Consider the following 17884-nt stretch of genomic DNA (forward strand, 5'->3'; position numbering starts at 1 on the left):
GCCGGAGCGGAAATCCCTTGTCGCACGCCACCGCCATTCCGAGCGCGATATCCGCGCCGCCCCCGACCGCCCGTCGCAAGGGCAGCACCTCGTTCGGCGACGCGGTCTTCGCAGGCGCCTGCACCGCGGCCGGCGTCTTCGTGCTGTTGCTGCTGGGCGGCATCATCATCGAGCTGTTCATCGGCGGCTGGCCCGCCTTCCGCACCTTCGGCGCGGGCTTCGTGACCGGCACCATCTGGAACCCGGTGGATGAGGTCTTCGGCGCCGGCGTCTCGATCTACGGCACCATCGTCACCGCCTTGCTGGCGCTGATGCTCGCCGTGCCGCTCGCCTTCGGCGTCGCCTTTTACCTGACCGAGCTGGCGCCCCCCTGGCTGCGCCGCCCCGTCGGCACCGCGGTCGAGCTGCTCGCCGCCGTCCCCTCGATCATCTACGGCATGTGGGGCTTCTTCCTGCTCGCGCCGATCATGGCGCAGACCGTGCAGCCCTGGATGATCGACACCATCGGCGAATTGCCGATCATCGGCGCGCTGTTCCAGGGCCCGGCCTTCGGCACCGGCATCTTCACCGCCTCCCTCGTGCTCGCGATCATGGTGCTGCCCTTCATCGCCGCCACGATGCGCGACGTGTTCCAGCAGGTCCCGCAGGTCTACAAGGAAAGCGCCTACGGCCTCGGCGCCACCACCTGGGAGGTCGTGCGCGGCGTGGTGCTGCCCTATACCCGGGTTTCGGTCGCCGGCGGCATCATGCTCGGCCTCGGCCGCGCGCTCGGCGAGACGATGGCCGTGACCTTCGTCATCGGCAATGCCAACCGCATCTCCACCTCGCTGTTCGGCTCGGGCAACACCATCGCCTCGATCGTGGCGCTGGAGTTCGGCGAGAGCGAGCTTGGCAGCCTGAAGCTTTCGGCGCTGCTCGCACTCGGCTTCATCCTCTTCGTCATATCCTTCCTGGTGCTTGCCGCGTCGCGCTTCCTGCTGCGTCCCAAGATCGGCTCGTGAGAAAAGGCGTCCCATCATGAGCGCTTCCACACTCTCCCACACCGGGCCCGGGCATTCCGCGCGCGACCCGAAGACCGCCGCGGCCCTCGGCCGTCGCCGCAAGCGCGTGGACATGCTGGTCCGCGCGCTCTGCACCGGGGCCACGGTCATCGCGATCGCCTTCCTGATCTCGATCCTTGGGCTGCTGACCTATCGCGGCTTCGCGGCGATCGACCTCACCTTGTTCACCACCAGCACGCGCCCGCCTGGTTCGGGCGGCGGGTTGCTCAACGCGATCGTCGGCAGCCTGATCCAGGTCTCCATCGCGACCGTGGTGGGCACGCCGATCGGCATGCTGGTCGGCACCTACCTCGCCGAATACGCCCGCGCCTCGACGCTCGGCAACATCGTGCGCTTCGTGTCGGACATCCTGCTCTCGGCGCCCTCGATCCTGATCGGCCTGTTCGTCTATCAGCTTCTGGTGGTGCCCTTCGGCGGCTTCTCCGGCTGGGCGGGTGTGGTCGCGCTCTCCATCATCATCATCCCCGTCGTCGTCCGCACCACCGAGGACATGCTGCGCCTGATCCCCGACACGCTGCGCGAAGCGGTGGCGGGCCTCGGCGCGCCGAAGTGGAAGATGATCGTGCTGGTCTGCTGGCGTTCGGCGATCAGCGGCATCCTGACCGGCATCCTGCTCGGCATCGCCCGCATCGCCGGCGAAACCGCGCCGCTGCTGTTCACCTCGCTTGGCAACAACGCCTTCACGACCGATCTGAGCCGCCCGTTCCCGAGCCTGCCGCTGAGCATCTACGCCTATGCCGGCTCGCCGTATGAGGATTGGATCGCGCTGGCCTGGGCAGGTGCGCTGCTCACCACCGCCCTGGTGCTCGGCCTCAACATCCTCGCGCGTGCTGTCCTGAAGGTGCGCATATGAACACCCCCCTGCAGCCTGACCCCACCGCGGAGTCGAAGGATCAGACCATGACCGGAAGCATGACCGAGGGCACCACGACGTCCAGGACGGCCGAAGCCTCCGCCACCTTCGGTGGCATGGCGGCACGATCGGAGGAGAAGCTGAATGCCTCGCGCATCTCGATCCGCGGGCTCGATTTCTACTACGGCGCGAACAAGGCGCTGAAGCAGATCAACTTCGAGATCCCCGACCGCCAGGTGACCGGCATGATCGGCCCCTCCGGCTGTGGTAAATCGACACTGCTGCGGGTACTGAACCGGATGTACAGCCTCTACCCCGGCCAGCGGGCGACCGGCGAAGTGCTGATGGATGGCAAGAACACGATCGATGCCAGCGTCGATCTGAACGAGCTGCGCGCCAAGATCGGCATGGTTTTCCAGAAGCCGACCCCCTTCCCCATGACCATTTACGAGAACATCGCCTTCGGCGTGCGCCTGCACGAGCAGCTGAACAAGGCGCAGATGGATGAGCGGGTGGAATGGGCGCTGACCCGCGCCGCCCTCTGGACCGAGGCGAAGGACCGCCTCGGCTCCTCGGCCATGGGTCTTTCGGGCGGGCAGCAGCAGCGGCTCTGCATCGCGCGCACGATCGCGGTGAAGCCCGAGGTGATCCTGTTCGACGAGCCGACCTCGGCGCTCGATCCGATCAGCACGCTGAAGATCGAGGAGCTGATCGACGAGTTGAAGCGCGACTTCACCATCGCCATCGTCACCCACAACATGCAGCAGGCCGCGCGTTGTGCCGACCAGGTCGCCTTCTTCTATCTGGGCGAGTTGGTCGAGGTGTCGCCGGCGGCCCAGATGTTCACGGCCCCGAAGCACCCGAAGACCCAGGAATACATCACTGGCCGGTTCGGCTGAGGAGGGCGTCATGCCGCAAGACCAGTCGGAGCATATCGTGAGATCCTATGACGAGCAGCTCAAGCGGCTGCGTGAACTTGTCGTCCGCATGGGTGGGCTTGCCGAACGCCAGCTTGCCGATGCCGCGACCGCGCTGGTGCGCCGCGACGCCGAGATGGCCGGCTCCATCGTCGGCCGCGATGCCGAGATCGATGCGCTGGAACGCGAAATCGAGGCCTTCTGCATCCGCCTGCTGGCGCTGCGCCAGCCGGTCGCGCAGGATCTGCGCTTCATCGTCGCCTGCCTGAAGGTCGCGCATAACCTGGAACGGATCGGCGACTACGCCCGCAACGCCGCCAAACGCACGATCGTCCTGGCCAGCCAGCCGCATGTCGGCAGCATGAACGGCTTCCAGTGGCTCGCCCGCCTGGTGCAGCAGAACCTGAAGGATGCGATCGACGCGCTCGTCAACAACGACGCTGCCGCGGCCGAACGCGTCTGGGCCAATGATGCGCCGGTGGACGACATCTACAATGGCATCTTCCGCGAGATGCTGACGCATATGATGGAAGATGCGCGCAACATCACCGCCGCCACCCACATGATGTTCATCGCCAAGAACTTCGAGCGGATCGGCGACCACGCGACCAATATCGCGGAGACGGTGCATTACGCCGTGCTGGGCGACAGCCTGCCGGACGACCGCCCCAAATCCGACAGCAGCGCCTATGCCGTCGTTCGTCCGCCGAACGCCTGAACCGGAACGGATCTCCATGCCCGACGTCTTCGCCGGGAACGGCAAACCAACCATCCTTGTCGTCGAGGATGAAGCGCCGCTCCTGACCTTGCTGCGCTACAACCTCGAAAAGCAGGGTTTTCGGGTCGAGGAAGCCGCCGATGGGCAGGAAGCCCTGCTGCGCGTGTCCGAGACCAAGCCCGATCTGGTGCTGCTCGACTGGATGCTGCCGGCCCTGTCGGGGCTGGAAGTCTGCCGCCAGCTCCGCCGCCGCCCGGCGACGCGCGAATTGCCGATCATCATGGTGACCGCGCGGACCGAGGACCAGGACGCCGTGCGCGCGCTGGACACCGGGGCCGATGACTACATCGCCAAGCCCTTCGCGATGGAGGGGCTGCTGGCCCGCATCCGCGCGCTGCTGCGCCGGTCGGGCACCGTGGTCGCCAAGGGCACGCTCGCCTATCGCGATCTGACCATGGACCAGGACGCGCACCGGGTGACGCGCAATGCCCGCGCGCTGCATCTGGGGCCGACCGAGTATCGGCTGCTGGAATTCTTCCTGCAGCACCCCGGCCGGGTGTTCACCCGCGAGCAGTTGCTCGATGCCGTCTGGGGCCGCGACATCCATGTCGAGCCGCGTACCGTGGACGTGCATATCCGCCGGCTACGCAAGGCGGTGAACGGCACGACCGAGGCCGATCTGATCCGCACCGTCCGCGCCGCCGGCTACGCGCTGGACGCCGATCCGGGCTGACCCGTCAAACCGGCACCGGCAAGGCCACGCCCACCAGCACATCCCGCGTCACGATCCCCGCCAGCCGTTCGGCGCCCCAGCCAAGGGTCTCCGGCGGCTGTTCGGGCAGCACCATCCAGCGGTAATCCGCGGTGCTGTCCACGACGCGGACGCGGGTGCCCTCGGGCAGCACCGTCCCCCATTCGGCCAGCACCCCACGCGGATCGCGCACCGCGCGGGCGCGATAGGCGGCTGTCTTGTACCAATGCGGCGGGTAGCCGAGCACCGCGCGCGGGTAGCAGGAACACAGCGTGCAGACGACGAGGTGATGCAGCCCCGGCGCATCGGCCAGCACGCCGAGCGGCGGGCTGCCCACCATGGTCACCCCCATGTCCTCCGCCGCCGCGCGGCCATCGGCCAGCAGCAGCGCGCGATAGCCGGCATCGGTCCAGGCGCGGGCGACCATGGCGGCGCCGATCGCGGGGCTGGCGCGGTCGGTGATGGCGATCCGGGCCTCGACCTCGCCGGGTTCCAGCAGGCCGCGCGCGGCAAGTGCTGCCTCGAAGCGCGCCAGAAGATCGACCATGGCGGGGCGGGGTGGCGGGCTCATGCGGGTTCCAGCCAATGTTCGAAGAGTTCGATGAGGATATCATCCCCCGCTGTCCCCTCGGCGAAGAGCGGGGGCTGGGCGAAGGCGACATGGTACAGCGCCCGCACCGGAGCGGGGCGGCCGAAGGCGAGGTCCTCGGGGTTCGGGAAATTGCCGAGGTGGCGCGCCACCATGCCCATCCGGCCGCGGACGTAATGCGGGGTACGGATGTGGCAGGGGCCGCGGCGTTCCGGCCAGTCGTCCCGCACGCGCACTTCGGTGCCTGGGCTGAGGGTCACGAGAATTCCTCCTCCACCAGGCCCTTCTCGGCCATCAGCCGGGTGATGCTGAGCAGCCATTTTTCGTAGTAGCTCAGGTCGAAATACTGCTCGGGCGGGAGTGACTCGATCCCCCGGCGCAACTCATCGACCGTCATCAGCCCCTTGGCGGCCAGGATCTGGCGAATCGCATCGACGCGCTTGCCGAAGCCGTCCGGCGGCGCCTCGTCGCGCTCCACGGCCACGCAGCGGAATCGCGGGTCGCCGCCGATGTCATGCGTCGCGGGGGTGGGGGTCTCGTTCATGGGGTATAGTTTGGGCCCAGGCGGGCCAGGCTCGCAACGGGAGAAGATCGGATGAGCGACAGCACGATCCATTCGGGCGGATGCAATTGCGGCGCGCTGCGCCTGGAAGCCCGGGGCGCGCCCAAGCGGGTGGGGCTCTGCCACTGCCAGACCTGCCGGCGGCAGAGCGGCAGCGCCTATTCGGCCTTCGTGGTCTGGGACCGCGATCGGGTCACCATCAGCGGCCCCGCCCATATGTGGCGCGCCGCCACCGAGCAGCGCCATTTCTGCCCGAACTGCGGCGCCCCGGTCTTCGCGCTGGATGGCGGGCCGGAGATCGAGGTGCGGCTCGGCTGCCTCGATGCCGCGCCGAGCGGGCTGGTGCCCGGCTACGAGCTTTGGGTCGGGCGGCGCGAGCACTGGGCCGTGCCGGTCGAACATGCCGCGCAATATCCGCGCAATCGCGACGATGGGGGCTCGCCACCCTTGTCCGATCCGGTCCAATAGACGGGTGCTGCCGTCGATTCGGCGAACGCGGCATTTCCTCCCTGGCGCCGCCCCGGCTACAAGCAGCCAGGGCCAAGGCTGGAGACCAGCAACCGCGTGCCGACCGACCTTCCCAACCTGCTGACCTTGTCGCGCATCGCGGCGATTCCGCTTCTGGTGGCCTTCGCGATGCTGCGTCTGCCCTGGGCGGATATGGCCGCCTGCGTCGTCTTCTCGATCGCCGCGATCACCGATTACTTCGACGGCAAGCTCGCCCGCGACCGCCAGCAGACCAGCGACTTCGGCCGCATGCTGGACCCGATCGCCGACAAGCTGCTGGTCGGCGCCGCGCTGATGCTGCTGGCCGGCACCAACCGGCTGTCGATCCTGGGGCTGATCCCGGCCATCGTGATCATGCTGCGGGAGATCCTGGTCTCCGGCCTGCGTGAATATCTCGCGGCACTCCGGGTCGGGCTGCCGGTGACGCCGCTCGCGAAATGGAAGACCGGCGTGCAGATGGGCGCGCTCGGCGTGCTGCTCGCGGGCGACAGCGGGGCGCCGCTGGTCGGGCTCGGCTGGCTGCCGATCGCGGGGATCGGCGAGGCCGGGCTCTGGGTCGCCGCCGCGCTGACCTTGCTGACGGGGTGGGATTATCTGACCGCCGGGCTGCGCCATGCGAACCTGCCGGCCGCGCGGCCCTGAAACATCGGCCCTTCGCGTGGCCGCCCCATGCCTATCCCTTGGCGAGCGCCCCGACAGGTCGCATCTTCCCCTCGAAGTACCGCGACGGAGAGTTCCCCCATGACACGCACCCTCACATTGGCCCTCGCGGTCCTCTCGCTCTCGGCCTGTTCGGGCGGGGATGAGTTCGCCCCCTGGGGCCCGCGCGGCGTGATGGCGCCGGAAGGCAGCCTCACCGTCTCGCGCATCACCGGCGGCCCCGCGACCGAGCCGCCGCTGCTGCCCGAGCCCGGCAATGTCTGGCCGGTGGAGGAAGCGCCCCGCGCCACGCTGATGAACCCCGACCAGCAGGATCGCGCGGTGTCGCCGCGCGTCGGCTCCTCCAGCCCGCCGCCGCCCTTGCCCGAGGCGCGGCCGCTGAGCCGCACCTCCCCCCCGGTGCCGCCCATCGCCAACAGCCCCCCCGCGCCGCGGACCGAAGGCCGGGTGCTGCCCGGCGGCGGCGTGATCACCGAGGGCCCGCCGGGGGCGCAGACCTACATCACCCCCGGCGGCGGCACCGGCGTCGCCGTGCCGCAGGGCCCGACCACCATCCTGCTCGGGCCGGATGGCCAGGTCCGCACGGTGCCGACGCCGCGTTGACGCCATGCAGATCCTCTATTTCGCCTGGCTGCGCCAACGCACCGGCGTCGCGGAAGAAACCGTCTCCCCGCCGCCCGAGGTGACCACCATCGGCGCGCTGATCGCCTGGCTGGCGCAGCGCGGCCCCGGCCACGCCGCCGCCTTCGCCGATCCGGCCCAGGTGCGCGCGGCGCTGGACCAGGAGATGTGCGGCCCCGACACGCCCTTGGGGGCCGCGCGCGAGGTCGCCTTCTTCCCCCCCGTCACCGGCGGCTGAGATGTCCGCGACCGTCCGCGTCCAGGACGCGCCCTTCGATCTGGCGGCCGAGACCGCGCTGCTGACCGCCGGGCGCGGGGATGTGGGCGCCGTCGCCTCCTTCATCGGGCTGTGCCGGGGGGATGACGGGCTGGCGGCGATGACGCTGGAGCACTGGCCCACCGTCACCCAGGCCGCCATCGCCATCATCGCCGCCGAGGCCATGGAGCGCTGGCCGCTGACCGGCTGCACCGTGGTGCATCGCTACGGGCGGATGCTGCCGGGCGACCCCATCGTGCTGGTGCTGGCCGCCAGCGGCCACCGGCTGGCGGCACTGGAGGCGGTGGCCTTCCTGATGGACTGGCTGAAGACCAAGGCGCCGTTCTGGAAGCGCGAGGAGTTTGCCGACGGCAGCGATCGCTGGGTCGCGGCCAAGGCCGAGGATGAGGCCGCCGCCGCCCGTTGGCGGGGGGGTGAGGGGGTGAGGGGGCGGGGATGAAGACGCTCGCCGTCCTGCTGGGCGGGCTGTTTCTTCTCTGGCCGGCGGCGCTGAACGGCTATCCGCTGGTCTTCACCGATACCGGCGGCTTCCTGCACCAGACGCTCGGGCCGCTGATGATCTGGGACAAGCCCTGGATCTACGGCCCGCTGCTGCATCTGTTCCATTGGCGCGTGACGCTCTGGGCGCCGCTGCTGGCCCAGGGGGTGCTCGTCTCCTGGCTGCTGTGGCTCGCGCTGCGGGCGCTGGGGCGGGCGAGCCCGCTGCGGCACCTCGGGATCTGCGCCGCCTTGGCGGTGCTGACCACGGCGCCCTGGTCCACGGCCCTGCTGATGCCCGACATCCTGGTGGTGGCGGTGGTGCTGCCGGCGCTGCTGCTTGGGCTCGGCTGGGAGGGGCTGTCGCGGGCGGAGCGGGTGGGGGTGTTCCTGGCCGCGTTGCTGGGGACGGCGAGCCACCTCTCCTTCCTGCCGCTCGCGGCCGGGCTTGTGGTGGTCGTGGCGCTGCTGGCGCGGTGGTGGCCAGGAGCACGGGCCTCGGGCGCGCTGGTGCGGACCGCGCTGCCCTTGCTCGGCGCGCTGGCGTTGCTGCTCGGCACCAACCGGATCGGGCATGGCGTCTGGTCGGTCTCGCCGCATGGCAGCACCTTCCTGCTGGCCCGGCTGATCGCGGATGGGCCGGCGGCGCGCACCATCGCGGCGCGCTGCCCCGAGGCCGGGTGGTACCTCTGCGCCTGGGCCGGGCGGCTGCCGGCGGATTCGGATGACTTCCTCTGGCGCGAGTACAGCCCGATGAACCGGGACGCGGCCGGCCATGCGCGCTTCCTCGGCGGCGCGCTGCTCTCGCCCGAGGCGCGCATCATCGTCGGCGAAACCCTGGCCCGCGAGCCCGGAGCGGTGCTGCTGGCGGTGCTGGGCAATGGGCTGCGGCAGCTTGGGATGGTCCGGGCCGGGGATACGCTGATGGCGACGGATCTGGATATCGCGCTGCGGCCGCGTCTGCTGGATATCCCCGGCGACCTTGCCACCTATGACGCCGGGTTGCAGGCGCAAGGGCGGCTGCCGGCGGTGGCCGAACCCTTCTTCTGGCCATATCTGCCGGTGCTGCTGCTGACGTTGCCGCTGCTCGGCTTCGGCGTGGCCGCGGCCTGGCGCCTGGGGGACCGGCGGCCGGCGTGCCTCGCCGTGATCGTGCTGGCGGCGCTGCTGGGCAATGCGCTGGCGACCGGCGGGCTGTCCAAGCCGCATCACCGCTACCAGGCGCGGATCGTCTGGCTGCTGCCCTTCGCCGCCCTCGTCGCCGTGCTGCCCAGGCGCGGCTGATGCCGGCGATCATCCTGGGCGCGCTGCTGCTGCTTTGGCCGGCGGGGCTGAACCGCTACCCGCTGGTCTTCATCGATACCGTGTCCTTCCTGGCGCAGACGATCGTCCCCCGCATGGCCTGGGACAAGCCCATGGCCTATGGCCCCTTCCTGCATCTCGGGCATTGGGGCGTCTCGCTCTGGGGGGCGGCGCTGTTGCAGGCGCTGGTGGTGTCCTGGCTGCTGTGGCGGGTCCAGGCGGCGGCACTCGGGCGCGTCACGGTCCGCAGCCATCTGGTGCTGGTGGCGGGGCTGGCGGTGCTGACCTCGCTGCCCTGGTTCACCTCCACGCTGATGCCCGACGTGATGGCCGGGGTGGTGGTGCTCACGCTCTGGCTGCTGGGTTTCGCGGGGCCGGGGCGGCGTTGGGCGGTGGGGGCGCTGGCCAGCCTCGCGATCGCCGTGCACCTCTCGCATCTGGTGATCGCGGCGGCGGTGCTCGTCGTGGTGGTGCTGGTGACCCGGCGCATCGGGCCCATCCTGCGCGTCGCGGCGCCGCTGGCGGTGGCGCTGGTCTTCCTGGTGGTGTCGAACGGCATCGGCCATGGGCGCTACGTCGTCTCGCCCTATGGCGCGACCTTCGCGCTGGCGCGGTTGCAGGCCGATGGCCCGGCCGCGGTGCTGCTGCGGGACCGCTGCCCCGAGGCCGGCTGGTACCTCTGCGCCTTCACCGACCGGCTGCCGATGGACAGCGACCAATTCCTCTGGGACCCGCGCTCCCCGGTCGCGATGGATGCGGAGGGGCGGCCGCGCAGCATGGGCACCGTGCTGATCGCCGCCGAGGCCGCCGAGATCGTCGCCGCGACCATCGCCGCCTACCCCTGGGACGTGCTGCGCCACGCGCTGGAGAACACGGCGGAGCAACTCACCTTGTTCCGGGTCGGGGATACGCTGGGGGCGGATTACCTGCGGGTCTCGGCGCGGATGATGGTGGAGGCGGGGTTCCCCCGCGAATTGCCGAGCTTCGATGTGGCCTTGCAGATGCGCGGCGAGTTGGCGGCGGCGGCGCTGCCCTTTCTATGGCCGCATGTGCCGGTGGTGCTGATCTCGCTGCTGCTGGCGCTGTGGCTGAGCCGGCGGCGGGAGGTCGGCGCGTTGCTCGCCTGTGTGCTGATCGGGCTGCTGGCCAATGCCGCCGCGACCGGGGCGCTGTCCAAGCCGCATCATCGCTACCAGGCGCGCATCATCTGGCTGCTGCCCTTGGTCGCGGGGCTCGCGCTGGCGCAGCGCCGGGCGGATGCGGCGCCGGTCATCGACAAGGACTACGGCGCTATTCGGCCATGATTTCCGGCGCGCCAGAAACCTCGACCTCGACGGCTCCACAGAAATAGGTCCCGGTGTAGGATGGTGTCATGAATGATCCCCTCGGCACTGACCCTATCCGGAGCGGCGGAAATCACCATCGAACAGGCCTTCCTGCCGTCGGGACGGCCTTCGGAACAGCAACAATCAATCAATTCCAGCACAATCCGCCAGGGGCTCGCCCGCGCGCTGTGTTGGACTTGACATAGGCTCGCCTCGCCGGGCGCGGGAGATGACATGGTCACGAAGGAACAGGTACAGGCCGCGTTTCATCTCATCCTTGGGCGAGAGATGCATGATGAGGCCATCATCAACCGCTTCATCGCGAACTACAAAGACGTCGCCGCCCTGCTCCGCGGTTTCCTGAACAGCGAGGAATTCCAGATCTATCTGGCGCGGGAGGCGGCGGGTTCGACCAAATTCGTGCACCCGACCGTGGCACAATCGGTGGACACCCATGCCACCGAGGCTGAACTGAAGCGGATGGTGAAGCATATCGAGGAGTCCTGGGCGATGCTCGGGGCCTCCGAACCGCACTGGTCCGTGCTGACGGCCGCGCGCTACAAAGCCGATCAGATCGACGCCAATGCCGATGAGTTCTTCAACTCCGGCAAGTCCAGCATCAGCGAGATCAAGACCACCTTCGCCCGGAACAATCTCGACCTGGCCAGGCTGCGGAGCTGCTTCGAGCTTGGCTGCGGCGTGGGGCGGGTCTCGATCTGGCTGGCCGAAGTGTTCGACCATGTGACCGCGGCCGATATCTCACCGGCGCATCTGGCCATCGCGCGCGAGACCGCGAAGAAATACGGCCGAGACAACATCGACTTCCTGCATGTGGACCATCTGAAGCGGCTGGAGACGATCACGCCCTTCGACTTCTTCTTCTCGGTGCTGGTGTTCCAGCACAACCCGCCGCCGGTGATCCGCCAGCTCCTTACCGCCATCCTCAGCCGCATGCGGCCCGCCGGGGTCGCGCTGTTCCAGATCCCCTCGGCGATCCGGAATTACGCGTTCAGCAGCGCGACCTACCCCGCCAACCCGGCCGGCGCGATGGAAATGCACGCCTTCCCGGAGCGCGAGTTCTTCAAGCTGGTTGCCGAGCAGGGCTGCGACGTCATCGAATTCCGCACCGACCTGCATACCAACGTGAACATGCTGTCGCACACCGTGGTGCTGCAGAAGGCATAAGCGCGCTACCGCGCCATCGCCCCCATCGGGAAGGAGCGCAGGTCCCGCCGCGCGGTGCGGAACACCGCATCCTGCTGGTGGTGCTTCTCGGCGGCGAGCTGCGGCACCCGCCGGGTGACCCATTCGCCCAAGGCGAGCGCCGAGATCCGGCCATCGCCATCCATTGCCGCACGCCCGCTCATCGCCTCGCGCACCGCGACGGCGAAGACGCCGTTGCGGTCATCGTAGGAATCCAGCGCCTCCTGCACGCTGGTGCTGGCGGCGAGCAGGAAGCGCCCGGTCTCATTGCCGAGGGCGGCGAGGCTGTCGATGGTCACCTGCCCGGCATGGCAGGTGTCGATGAACAGGAACCCGTCGCGCGCCCGGATGCGGGCCAGGGCCGCGACCAGCGTGCCCTCGTCGAGCGCCGAGCGGCGCAGCGAGGGCCAGTCGGCGATGCTCGCGGTTTCCTGCGGCAGGAACAGGAAGTGCCGGTCGGGTTCGGACCGCACCCCATGCCCCGCGAGGTAGAGGACGAAGGTATCCTCCGGCCGGGTGATCTGCGCCGCATTGGCCAGCGCGGCCAGGATATTGGCGCGGGTCGCATCGGCATCGGTCAGCACGGTGGACACGACGTCGGAGAACACCCCCGCGGCCCGGCTCTTCAGCACATCGGCGACGGCATGGGCATCGGCGACGGCGTAGCGCAGCCTCAGCTCCGGCAGCGCATAGGCATCCACCCCGACCGCGACCAGGATCAACCGCCCCTGCCCGGCCGGCGCCCGGACCGCGCCCGCCCGGCGCAGGTCGAAGCCCGGCCCCTCGGCGAACAGCGACCGGTCATCGGCGTAGAGCCGGGCCGAGACATGGTTTGGCCCGGGGTCCAGCGGCACCTCGACCGAGGTCTGCCCGGCCACCGCCGCCGCGCGCACGGCGATGCGGTCGTTCACCATGATGTCGAGCGGACCCAGGCCCAGCCCGCGATCCGCGGTCGCATAGGTCACGCGCAGCCCGGTCGCGCCCTCCGGCAATTCGCTGCCGCCCCAGCCCAGCGGCACGCAGCCCGCGGCGGTCACGGCACAGGCCTCGCCGGGGCTGAGGGTCGGCAGCCGGCCGATCCGTGCCCGCACCTCGCCGAGATCGGCCATCCGCGCCTCGGCGGGCGCGGCATCGCCGCGCAGCCGCGCGCGAAGCTCCGTGGGGGCGTAAAGCGCGCGATAGGCCTGCCGAAAACTCGCCCATTCCGGGGTCTGGTTGCGGCCATTGTTCAGATGCACGCCGACCAGCTCCTGCCCGCCCTCGGCGGCGTGGTCGAACAGCCCCTCGGGCGTCCAGACCACCCAGCGGCGGCCATCGGCATGCACGAACAGCGCCCCGCGCTCCGCCAGCCGGTCGGTCGCCTCGAACCAGCGGATGGTGCCATCGCCCAGGGCGACCACGGCGATGCCGTTCAGCGCCACCACGCCCCAGACCGCGCCGGGCATCGGTACCTGATCCAGCATCCGGCCGGAGGCGTCGAACAGCCGCAGATGCGTGTCGGTGCCGAGCAGGAAGCTCTGCTCATTGGGCAGGATCGCAAGGCTGCGGCTGTATTCGCCGGGGCCGAGCGGCAGCGGGCGGCCGTTGAGCTTCGGCCGGTCCTGGTTGCGCCAATCGGTGATCCTGAGCCGCGCCGACTCCTGCCGCGCGCCATAGACCTCGGGGGCGACGCCCTGGGTCAGCCGCCCGGCCTGGGCATCGAAGACCATCGGGGCGGCATCGGGGCGCAGCAGGAAACGCACCCGCTGCCCATCGGCGCTGGCCGCGAGCACCGCGGCGGTGTTGCGGAAATCCGCGGCCGGCGAGCTGACCGCGATGGCGACGCTGCCATCGCCCGCGAGCCGCCCCCAGCCCGGATCGGCGGTGGCGAAAACCATGCCGCCGCCGGGCACCGCCAGCAGCTGGATGATGGCATCGCGCGCCACCGGAATGTCCCGCGCCGGCCCCAGGCCGAAATCCGACCAGCGCCGGATGACGAAGCCGGGTGCGCCCGGCGCCACCGCCGCCACGCCATGGGCATAGCCCCCGGCATGCAGCTGCACGCCCCCCTGCCCATCACCGGCCCAGGCGACGGCGGGCGTGCCCTCCCCGCTCAGCCCCGCCATATCGGGGACCAGCACGGTATGCAGATCGGCGGCGGCCAGGATCTCGACCCGCAGCCGGTCCTCGAAGCCCACCGCCAGCAGCGCGCCATCGGGCGACCAGGCGATGCCATAGGGGCGCCCGCCCGGAACCGGGGCGCGTTCGGCGATGCGCCGCCCGTTCGGGGCATAGAGGCGGATCTTGCCATCCGCCGAGCTGGCGGCGAGCCGGCCCGCCGCGTCGAAGGCGACCATGCGCGCGGGGCCGTCCCAGCCCACCGAATCCTCGGACAACAGCCGGCCGTCGCGCGCATCCCAGATGCGGATGCCGGCCCGCCCGCCGAGGGCGCCGGCGAGCCGTGCGCCATCGGCCGAGACCGCCAGATGCTGCACCGGCGCCGGCAGCCCCGGCAGCCGCGCCAACAGCCGCCCGGTCGCGGTATCGAACAGATAGACGGCATAGACCCCGTCCCATTCCCGCCCGGTCAGCCCGCCGGCAAAGACCTTGCTGCCATCGGGGGTGAGGGCCACGGCGGAAAGCTCGCCTTCCTCGCCCTCCCCGATCGGGGGGCGCAGCACCGCCAGCGGCGTGCCCTCGGGCAATGCCCAAAGCCGCAGGGTCTTGTCATCCGACACCGTCGCCAGCACCCGGCCAGAGGCATCGGTCGCCATCCGGCGCACGGGGGCGGTATGGGCGGCCGCCTCCACCCGCAGGATCGGCGCCTGCGGCGGCTCCTGCGCCGCTGCCACCCGTGGCAGCAGCAGCGTGGCGAGGAGGAGGAGCGCCCGGATCAAGGACTTAACCGGCAGTGAGTTCAAATCCGCCGGACTGCGCGAGGCGTTCGGCATTGCCGACCGTCTGCGCGAAATTGTCACGGCGGGCGACGTTGGTGGCGGCGAGGCTGCGGACATCGCTCGCGGCCGTCGGGGTCGCATCCGGCAGGCGCGTCGGAGTCTGCAACGCCTCGACCGGCGCATAGCCGCGCAGGCCGGAGGAGGTTTCGACCAGCGCATAGCCGCCGCTCGCCGGGCTCACCTGCACCACCTCGCGCGGGGACAGCTGCGCGATCTCGACGCTGGCGCCGGTGGGCGAGAGCTTCACCGGCACCGCGCGCCGCGCCGTCGCGCGGATCGGCTGGGCGCGGCCGACCAGGGCGCCGGCCAGCGAGGCCTTGCCGCCCGGCACCACATTGTCGATGGCGGTGTCGAATTCGGCGCCACGGGTGCCGATCTGCGTGTTGATCTGCTGCGCAAGGGCGATATCCCGCTGGGCGCGGCCACGGATCTCGGCCATCCGGGCGAGGCCGGTCGGGCGATCCACCCGCCCTTCCAGCACGGCCTGACGGATGGTCTGGGCGGAGCGGTAGCGGCAATCCATCAGCTGGTCGAAGGCGACCTGGGTGCGGACCAGCTCGATATTCTCCTTCTCCAGGTCACTGCCGACCTGGGCCGTGACCGCGGCCTGATCGCCCGCCTGGCGCTGCACGGCCGAGAAATAGCCGACCGCGGCCCCGCCGGCACCGCCGATCGCCGCCCCCAGCAAGGCGCCACGCCAGTTGCCGCTGGCGAGCCCGCCGATCGCGGCCCCGGCCAGGGCGCCGACGGCGGCACCGCGCAGGATATCCTCGGCGAAGAAATTGCCCGTGCTGTCCAGCGCCACGACCTGGGTGCGGCAGGCATCGGTCCCGTCGTCAGCCCCGATACGCCCCGCGCGCGTGGTCACACAGCCTGTCAGCAGGAGGGAGGCGGTCAGCAGGGCGGTGGCGCGGTAGAGGGGGCGGGGCATTGAGCATGTCCTTCTTCGACCAGACATTTGTAACCAGCCCGGAAACACTAGCGTCAGCAAACTTGCAACGCCAAGCGCGCTCCCCGACGACCGGCAACATTATTCCGTCAGCAGTGATCCGTCAGTTCGAATTTACCGGAGCCTACGGCGGCCCTCACGACCAAGACTGGCCCCCGACCGGCGCCCTGGTCTAGGCTCATTCCGCAACCGGTGCGCCCGACACACCGATGGGAGACAGTCGCGATGACCATTCAACGCAGACCGCTGATCGCCGCCACGGCGCTTGCCGCCCTGGGCATGGCCCGCCACGCCGCGGCGCAGTCCGGCACCATCCGCATTGCCAGCGCGGGACCGATGACCGGCTCCAACGCGGCCTTCGGCGGGCAGATGAAGGCCGGCGCCGAACAGGCCGTGGCCGATATCAACGCCGCCGGCGGCGTGCTCGGGCAGCAGCTTGCGCTGGAAATCGGGGATGACGCCTGCGATCCGCGCCAGGCTGTCTCCGTCGCCAACCAGTTGGCCGGGCGCGGCGTGAAGTTCGTGGCCGGGCATTTCTGCTCCGGCTCCTCCATCCCCGCGCGCGATGTCTATGCCGAGGAAGGCGTGCTGCAGATCAGCCCCGCCAGCACCAACCCGGCCTTCACCGAACAGGGCAAGTGGAACACCTTCCGCGTTTGCGGGCGGGACGACCAGCAGGGCCAGGTCGCCGGCGCCTATATCGCGCGGCACTTCGCCGGCAAGAAGATCGCGATCCTGCACGACAACTCCGCCTATGGCCGCGGCCTGGCGGAAGAGACCAAGAAGGCGCTGAACGCGGCCGGCATGACCGAGACGCTGTTCTCCGCCTATACCGCCGGCGAGCGCGACTACAGCGCGCTGGTCAGCCGGATGAAGCAGGCGGGGATCGAGGTCGTCTATGTCGGCGGCTATCACACCGAATCCGGGCTGATCGTGCGTCAGGCCAAGGAGCAGTCGCTCGACATCACGCTGATCGGCGGCGATGCGCTGGTGACCAATGAATTCTGGCAGATCGCGGGCACCGCCGGCGAAGGCACGCTGATGACCTTCGCCTCCGACCCGCGCAAGCGGGCGACGGCGGCCGAGGTGATCCAGCGCTTCCGGGCCAAGAACATCGATCCGGAAGGCTATGTGCTCTACTCCTACGCCGCCGTGCAGGTCTTCGCCGCCGCGGCCACCAAGGTCGGCGCCGTCGATCCGCGCAGGATCGCGACGGCGCTGAAGGCGGATGGCCCTTGGCAGACGGTGCTCGGTCCGATCTCCTTCACCGCCAAGGGCGATGTGACCGTGCCGGACTACGTCTTCTACATCTGGCGCAACGGCGCCTACGCCGAGGTCTGAGCCCCCTTTTCGCCCCCGTTCGGCTTGGCCGGGCGGGGGTTCGCTTCTCAGGATAACGCCCCATGATGATCGATGCCCTCGACGGCAGCGGCAGCTTCGCCGCCTATGTCGCCACGCCCAAGACGCCGCGCGGCGGCACCGTGGTGCTGATCCAGGAAATTTTTGGCGTGAACCATGCCATGCGCGCGCTCTGCGACTGGGTCGCGGATATGGGGTTCCATGCCATCGCGCCGGACCTGTTCTGGCGCATCGAGCCGGGCATCGACATCACCGATAGCACCGAGGCGGAATGGAAGCGCGCCTTCGAACTGTTCAACCTGTTCGACCAGAAGAAGGGGGTCGAGGATCTGACCGCGACCCTGGCCGCGGCGCGCAAGCTCGGCGATGGCCGGGCCGGCACCATGGGTTTTTGTCTGGGCGGCAGGCTCGCGGCGATGATGGCGATCGGCTCGGATGCCGATTGCAACATCTCCTATTACGGCGTCGGGCTGGAAGGCATGGCCGATGACTTCGCCAAGGTGAAGGCGCCTTTGCTGATGCATATCGCGGAGAAGGACAGGTTCGTGCCGCCGGAAGCGCAGGCCAAGATCCTGGCGGCGGTGAAGGGGCTGCCGAACATCGCGGCGCATGTCTATCCGGGCGTGGACCATGCCTTCGCGCGCATGGGCGGGCATTCCTGGGACGGGCTGGCGGCGACCATCGCCAATGGGCGGACGGCGGAGTTGCTGGCGCGCGTGCTGGGCTAAGCGACTGTCTTGCTGGTCAATGGTCGTTCTGCCTTTTGATGCTTGCCGGGATCCCGGTTCGGTTCAAGGCGGGCGCTGCGCGCCCCCGC

The 17884-nt window shown here is 69.9% G+C and carries 21 protein-coding genes; 16 read left to right on the plus strand and 5 right to left on the minus strand.

Features of this window, described 5'->3' with window-relative positions; all coding sequences use genetic code 11:
- Positions 1 to 17 precede the first annotated feature (17 nt).
- The 5 genes from pstC to phoB all read left to right on the plus strand — a co-directional run bounded on the left by pstC (position 18) and on the right by phoB (position 4282).
- A complete protein-coding gene (pstC, locus tag C8P66_RS12175) occupies positions 18 to 1001 on the plus strand; it encodes a phosphate ABC transporter permease subunit PstC (RefSeq protein ID WP_211314124.1) in 984 nt (327 codons plus the stop codon).
- Positions 1002 to 1017: 16 nt separating this feature from the next.
- Positions 1018 to 1914, plus strand: a complete 897-nt coding sequence (gene pstA, locus C8P66_RS12180; RefSeq protein WP_111398533.1) for a phosphate ABC transporter permease PstA — start codon at positions 1018 to 1020, stop codon at positions 1912 to 1914.
- A 116-nt stretch (positions 1915 to 2030) separates the two neighbouring features.
- Positions 2031 to 2813: a phosphate ABC transporter ATP-binding protein PstB gene (pstB, locus tag C8P66_RS12185; RefSeq protein WP_111398564.1), complete on the plus strand. Its 783-nt coding sequence runs from the start codon at positions 2031 to 2033 to the stop codon at positions 2811 to 2813.
- Between the two features lie 10 nt (positions 2814 to 2823).
- Positions 2824 to 3549 carry a phosphate signaling complex protein PhoU gene (phoU, locus tag C8P66_RS12190; RefSeq protein WP_111398534.1) on the plus strand — a complete coding sequence of 242 codons (726 nt, stop codon included), beginning with the start codon at positions 2824 to 2826 and terminating at the stop codon, positions 3547 to 3549.
- Between the two features lie 16 nt (positions 3550 to 3565).
- A complete protein-coding gene (phoB, locus tag C8P66_RS12195) occupies positions 3566 to 4282 on the plus strand; it encodes a phosphate regulon transcriptional regulator PhoB (protein WP_111398535.1) in 717 nt (238 codons plus the stop codon).
- A gap of 4 nt (positions 4283 to 4286) precedes the next feature.
- On the opposite strand, the gene C8P66_RS12200 is transcribed toward phoB, so the two are convergent.
- Genes C8P66_RS12200 through C8P66_RS24710 form a run of 3 tightly spaced genes read right to left on the minus strand, consistent with a single transcriptional unit; the run spans position 4287 to position 5433 of the window.
- Complete coding sequence (locus C8P66_RS12200; protein WP_111398536.1) at positions 4287 to 4871, minus strand: nitrile hydratase subunit alpha; 585 nt, start codon at positions 4869 to 4871, stop codon at positions 4287 to 4289.
- A complete protein-coding gene (locus C8P66_RS24705) occupies positions 4868 to 5149 on the minus strand; it encodes an SH3-like domain-containing protein (RefSeq protein WP_281271347.1) in 282 nt (93 codons plus the stop codon). Before C8P66_RS24705 ends, C8P66_RS12200 begins: the two co-directional genes overlap by 4 nt.
- Positions 5146 to 5433 carry an SH3-like domain-containing protein gene (locus C8P66_RS24710; RefSeq protein WP_111398538.1) on the minus strand — a complete coding sequence of 96 codons (288 nt, stop codon included), beginning with the start codon at positions 5431 to 5433 and terminating at the stop codon, positions 5146 to 5148. The genes C8P66_RS24705 and C8P66_RS24710 overlap by 4 nt, the downstream gene beginning before the upstream one ends.
- Positions 5434 to 5484: 51 nt before the next feature.
- On the opposite strand from C8P66_RS24710, the gene C8P66_RS12215 reads away from it, so the two are divergent.
- The 9 genes from C8P66_RS12215 to C8P66_RS12250 all read left to right on the plus strand — a co-directional run bounded on the left by C8P66_RS12215 (position 5485) and on the right by C8P66_RS12250 (position 11805).
- Positions 5485 to 5919 (plus strand): GFA family protein, encoded by a 435-nt coding sequence (locus C8P66_RS12215; RefSeq protein ID WP_111398539.1) that lies wholly within the window; start codon positions 5485 to 5487, stop codon positions 5917 to 5919.
- 96 nt (positions 5920 to 6015) lie between these two features.
- Entirely contained in the window at positions 6016 to 6600 is a 585-nt protein-coding gene (pgsA, locus tag C8P66_RS12220) for a CDP-diacylglycerol--glycerol-3-phosphate 3-phosphatidyltransferase (protein ID WP_111398540.1), read from the plus strand.
- 99 nt (positions 6601 to 6699) lie between these two features.
- Positions 6700 to 7221 (plus strand): hypothetical protein, encoded by a 522-nt coding sequence (locus C8P66_RS12225; protein WP_111398541.1) that lies wholly within the window; start codon positions 6700 to 6702, stop codon positions 7219 to 7221.
- A 4-nt stretch (positions 7222 to 7225) separates the two neighbouring features.
- Positions 7226 to 7477 carry a molybdopterin converting factor subunit 1 gene (gene moaD / locus C8P66_RS12230; RefSeq protein WP_111398542.1) on the plus strand — a complete coding sequence of 84 codons (252 nt, stop codon included), beginning with the start codon at positions 7226 to 7228 and terminating at the stop codon, positions 7475 to 7477.
- Position 7478: 1 nt separating this feature from the next.
- Positions 7479 to 7955 (plus strand): molybdenum cofactor biosynthesis protein MoaE, encoded by a 477-nt coding sequence (locus C8P66_RS12235; protein ID WP_111398543.1) that lies wholly within the window; start codon positions 7479 to 7481, stop codon positions 7953 to 7955.
- Positions 7952 to 9277 carry a hypothetical protein gene (locus tag C8P66_RS12240; protein WP_245903466.1) on the plus strand — a complete coding sequence of 442 codons (1326 nt, stop codon included), beginning with the start codon at positions 7952 to 7954 and terminating at the stop codon, positions 9275 to 9277. The genes C8P66_RS12235 and C8P66_RS12240 overlap by 4 nt, the downstream gene beginning before the upstream one ends.
- Positions 9277 to 10599, plus strand: coding sequence for a hypothetical protein (locus tag C8P66_RS12245; protein ID WP_245903468.1), 1323 nt, complete (start codon positions 9277 to 9279; stop codon positions 10597 to 10599). Before C8P66_RS12240 ends, C8P66_RS12245 begins: the two co-directional genes overlap by 1 nt.
- A 72-nt stretch (positions 10600 to 10671) precedes the next feature.
- A complete protein-coding gene (locus C8P66_RS23870; RefSeq protein WP_158537228.1) occupies positions 10672 to 10821 on the plus strand; it encodes a hypothetical protein in 150 nt (49 codons plus the stop codon).
- Between the two features lie 33 nt (positions 10822 to 10854).
- A complete protein-coding gene (locus C8P66_RS12250; protein WP_111398544.1) occupies positions 10855 to 11805 on the plus strand; it encodes a class I SAM-dependent methyltransferase in 951 nt (316 codons plus the stop codon).
- A gap of 5 nt (positions 11806 to 11810) precedes the next feature.
- Here the strand turns inward: C8P66_RS12250 and C8P66_RS12255 are convergent, their stop codons facing one another.
- Together C8P66_RS12255 and C8P66_RS12260 are read right to left on the minus strand one after the other, a co-directional pair.
- Positions 11811 to 14699, minus strand: a complete 2889-nt coding sequence (locus C8P66_RS12255; RefSeq protein WP_158537229.1) for a caspase family protein — start codon at positions 14697 to 14699, stop codon at positions 11811 to 11813.
- Positions 14700 to 14703: 4 nt separating this feature from the next.
- Positions 14704 to 15690 (minus strand): YMGG-like glycine zipper-containing protein, encoded by a 987-nt coding sequence (locus C8P66_RS12260; protein ID WP_158537230.1) that lies wholly within the window; start codon positions 15688 to 15690, stop codon positions 14704 to 14706.
- Between the two features lie 243 nt (positions 15691 to 15933).
- On the opposite strand from C8P66_RS12260, the gene C8P66_RS12265 reads away from it, so the two are divergent.
- Together C8P66_RS12265 and C8P66_RS12270 are read left to right on the plus strand one after the other, a co-directional pair.
- Positions 15934 to 17049 (plus strand): branched-chain amino acid ABC transporter substrate-binding protein, encoded by a 1116-nt coding sequence (locus C8P66_RS12265; RefSeq protein WP_111398547.1) that lies wholly within the window; start codon positions 15934 to 15936, stop codon positions 17047 to 17049.
- Positions 17050 to 17111: 62 nt separating this feature from the next.
- Positions 17112 to 17795, plus strand: coding sequence for a dienelactone hydrolase family protein (locus C8P66_RS12270; protein ID WP_111398548.1), 684 nt, complete (start codon positions 17112 to 17114; stop codon positions 17793 to 17795).
- The last annotated feature ends 89 nt before the right edge of the window (positions 17796 to 17884 follow it).

Origin of the sequence: Humitalea rosea (assembly GCF_003253705.1) — a bacterium.
In the GTDB taxonomy this organism is placed as follows: domain Bacteria; phylum Pseudomonadota; class Alphaproteobacteria; order Acetobacterales; family Acetobacteraceae; genus Humitalea; species Humitalea rosea.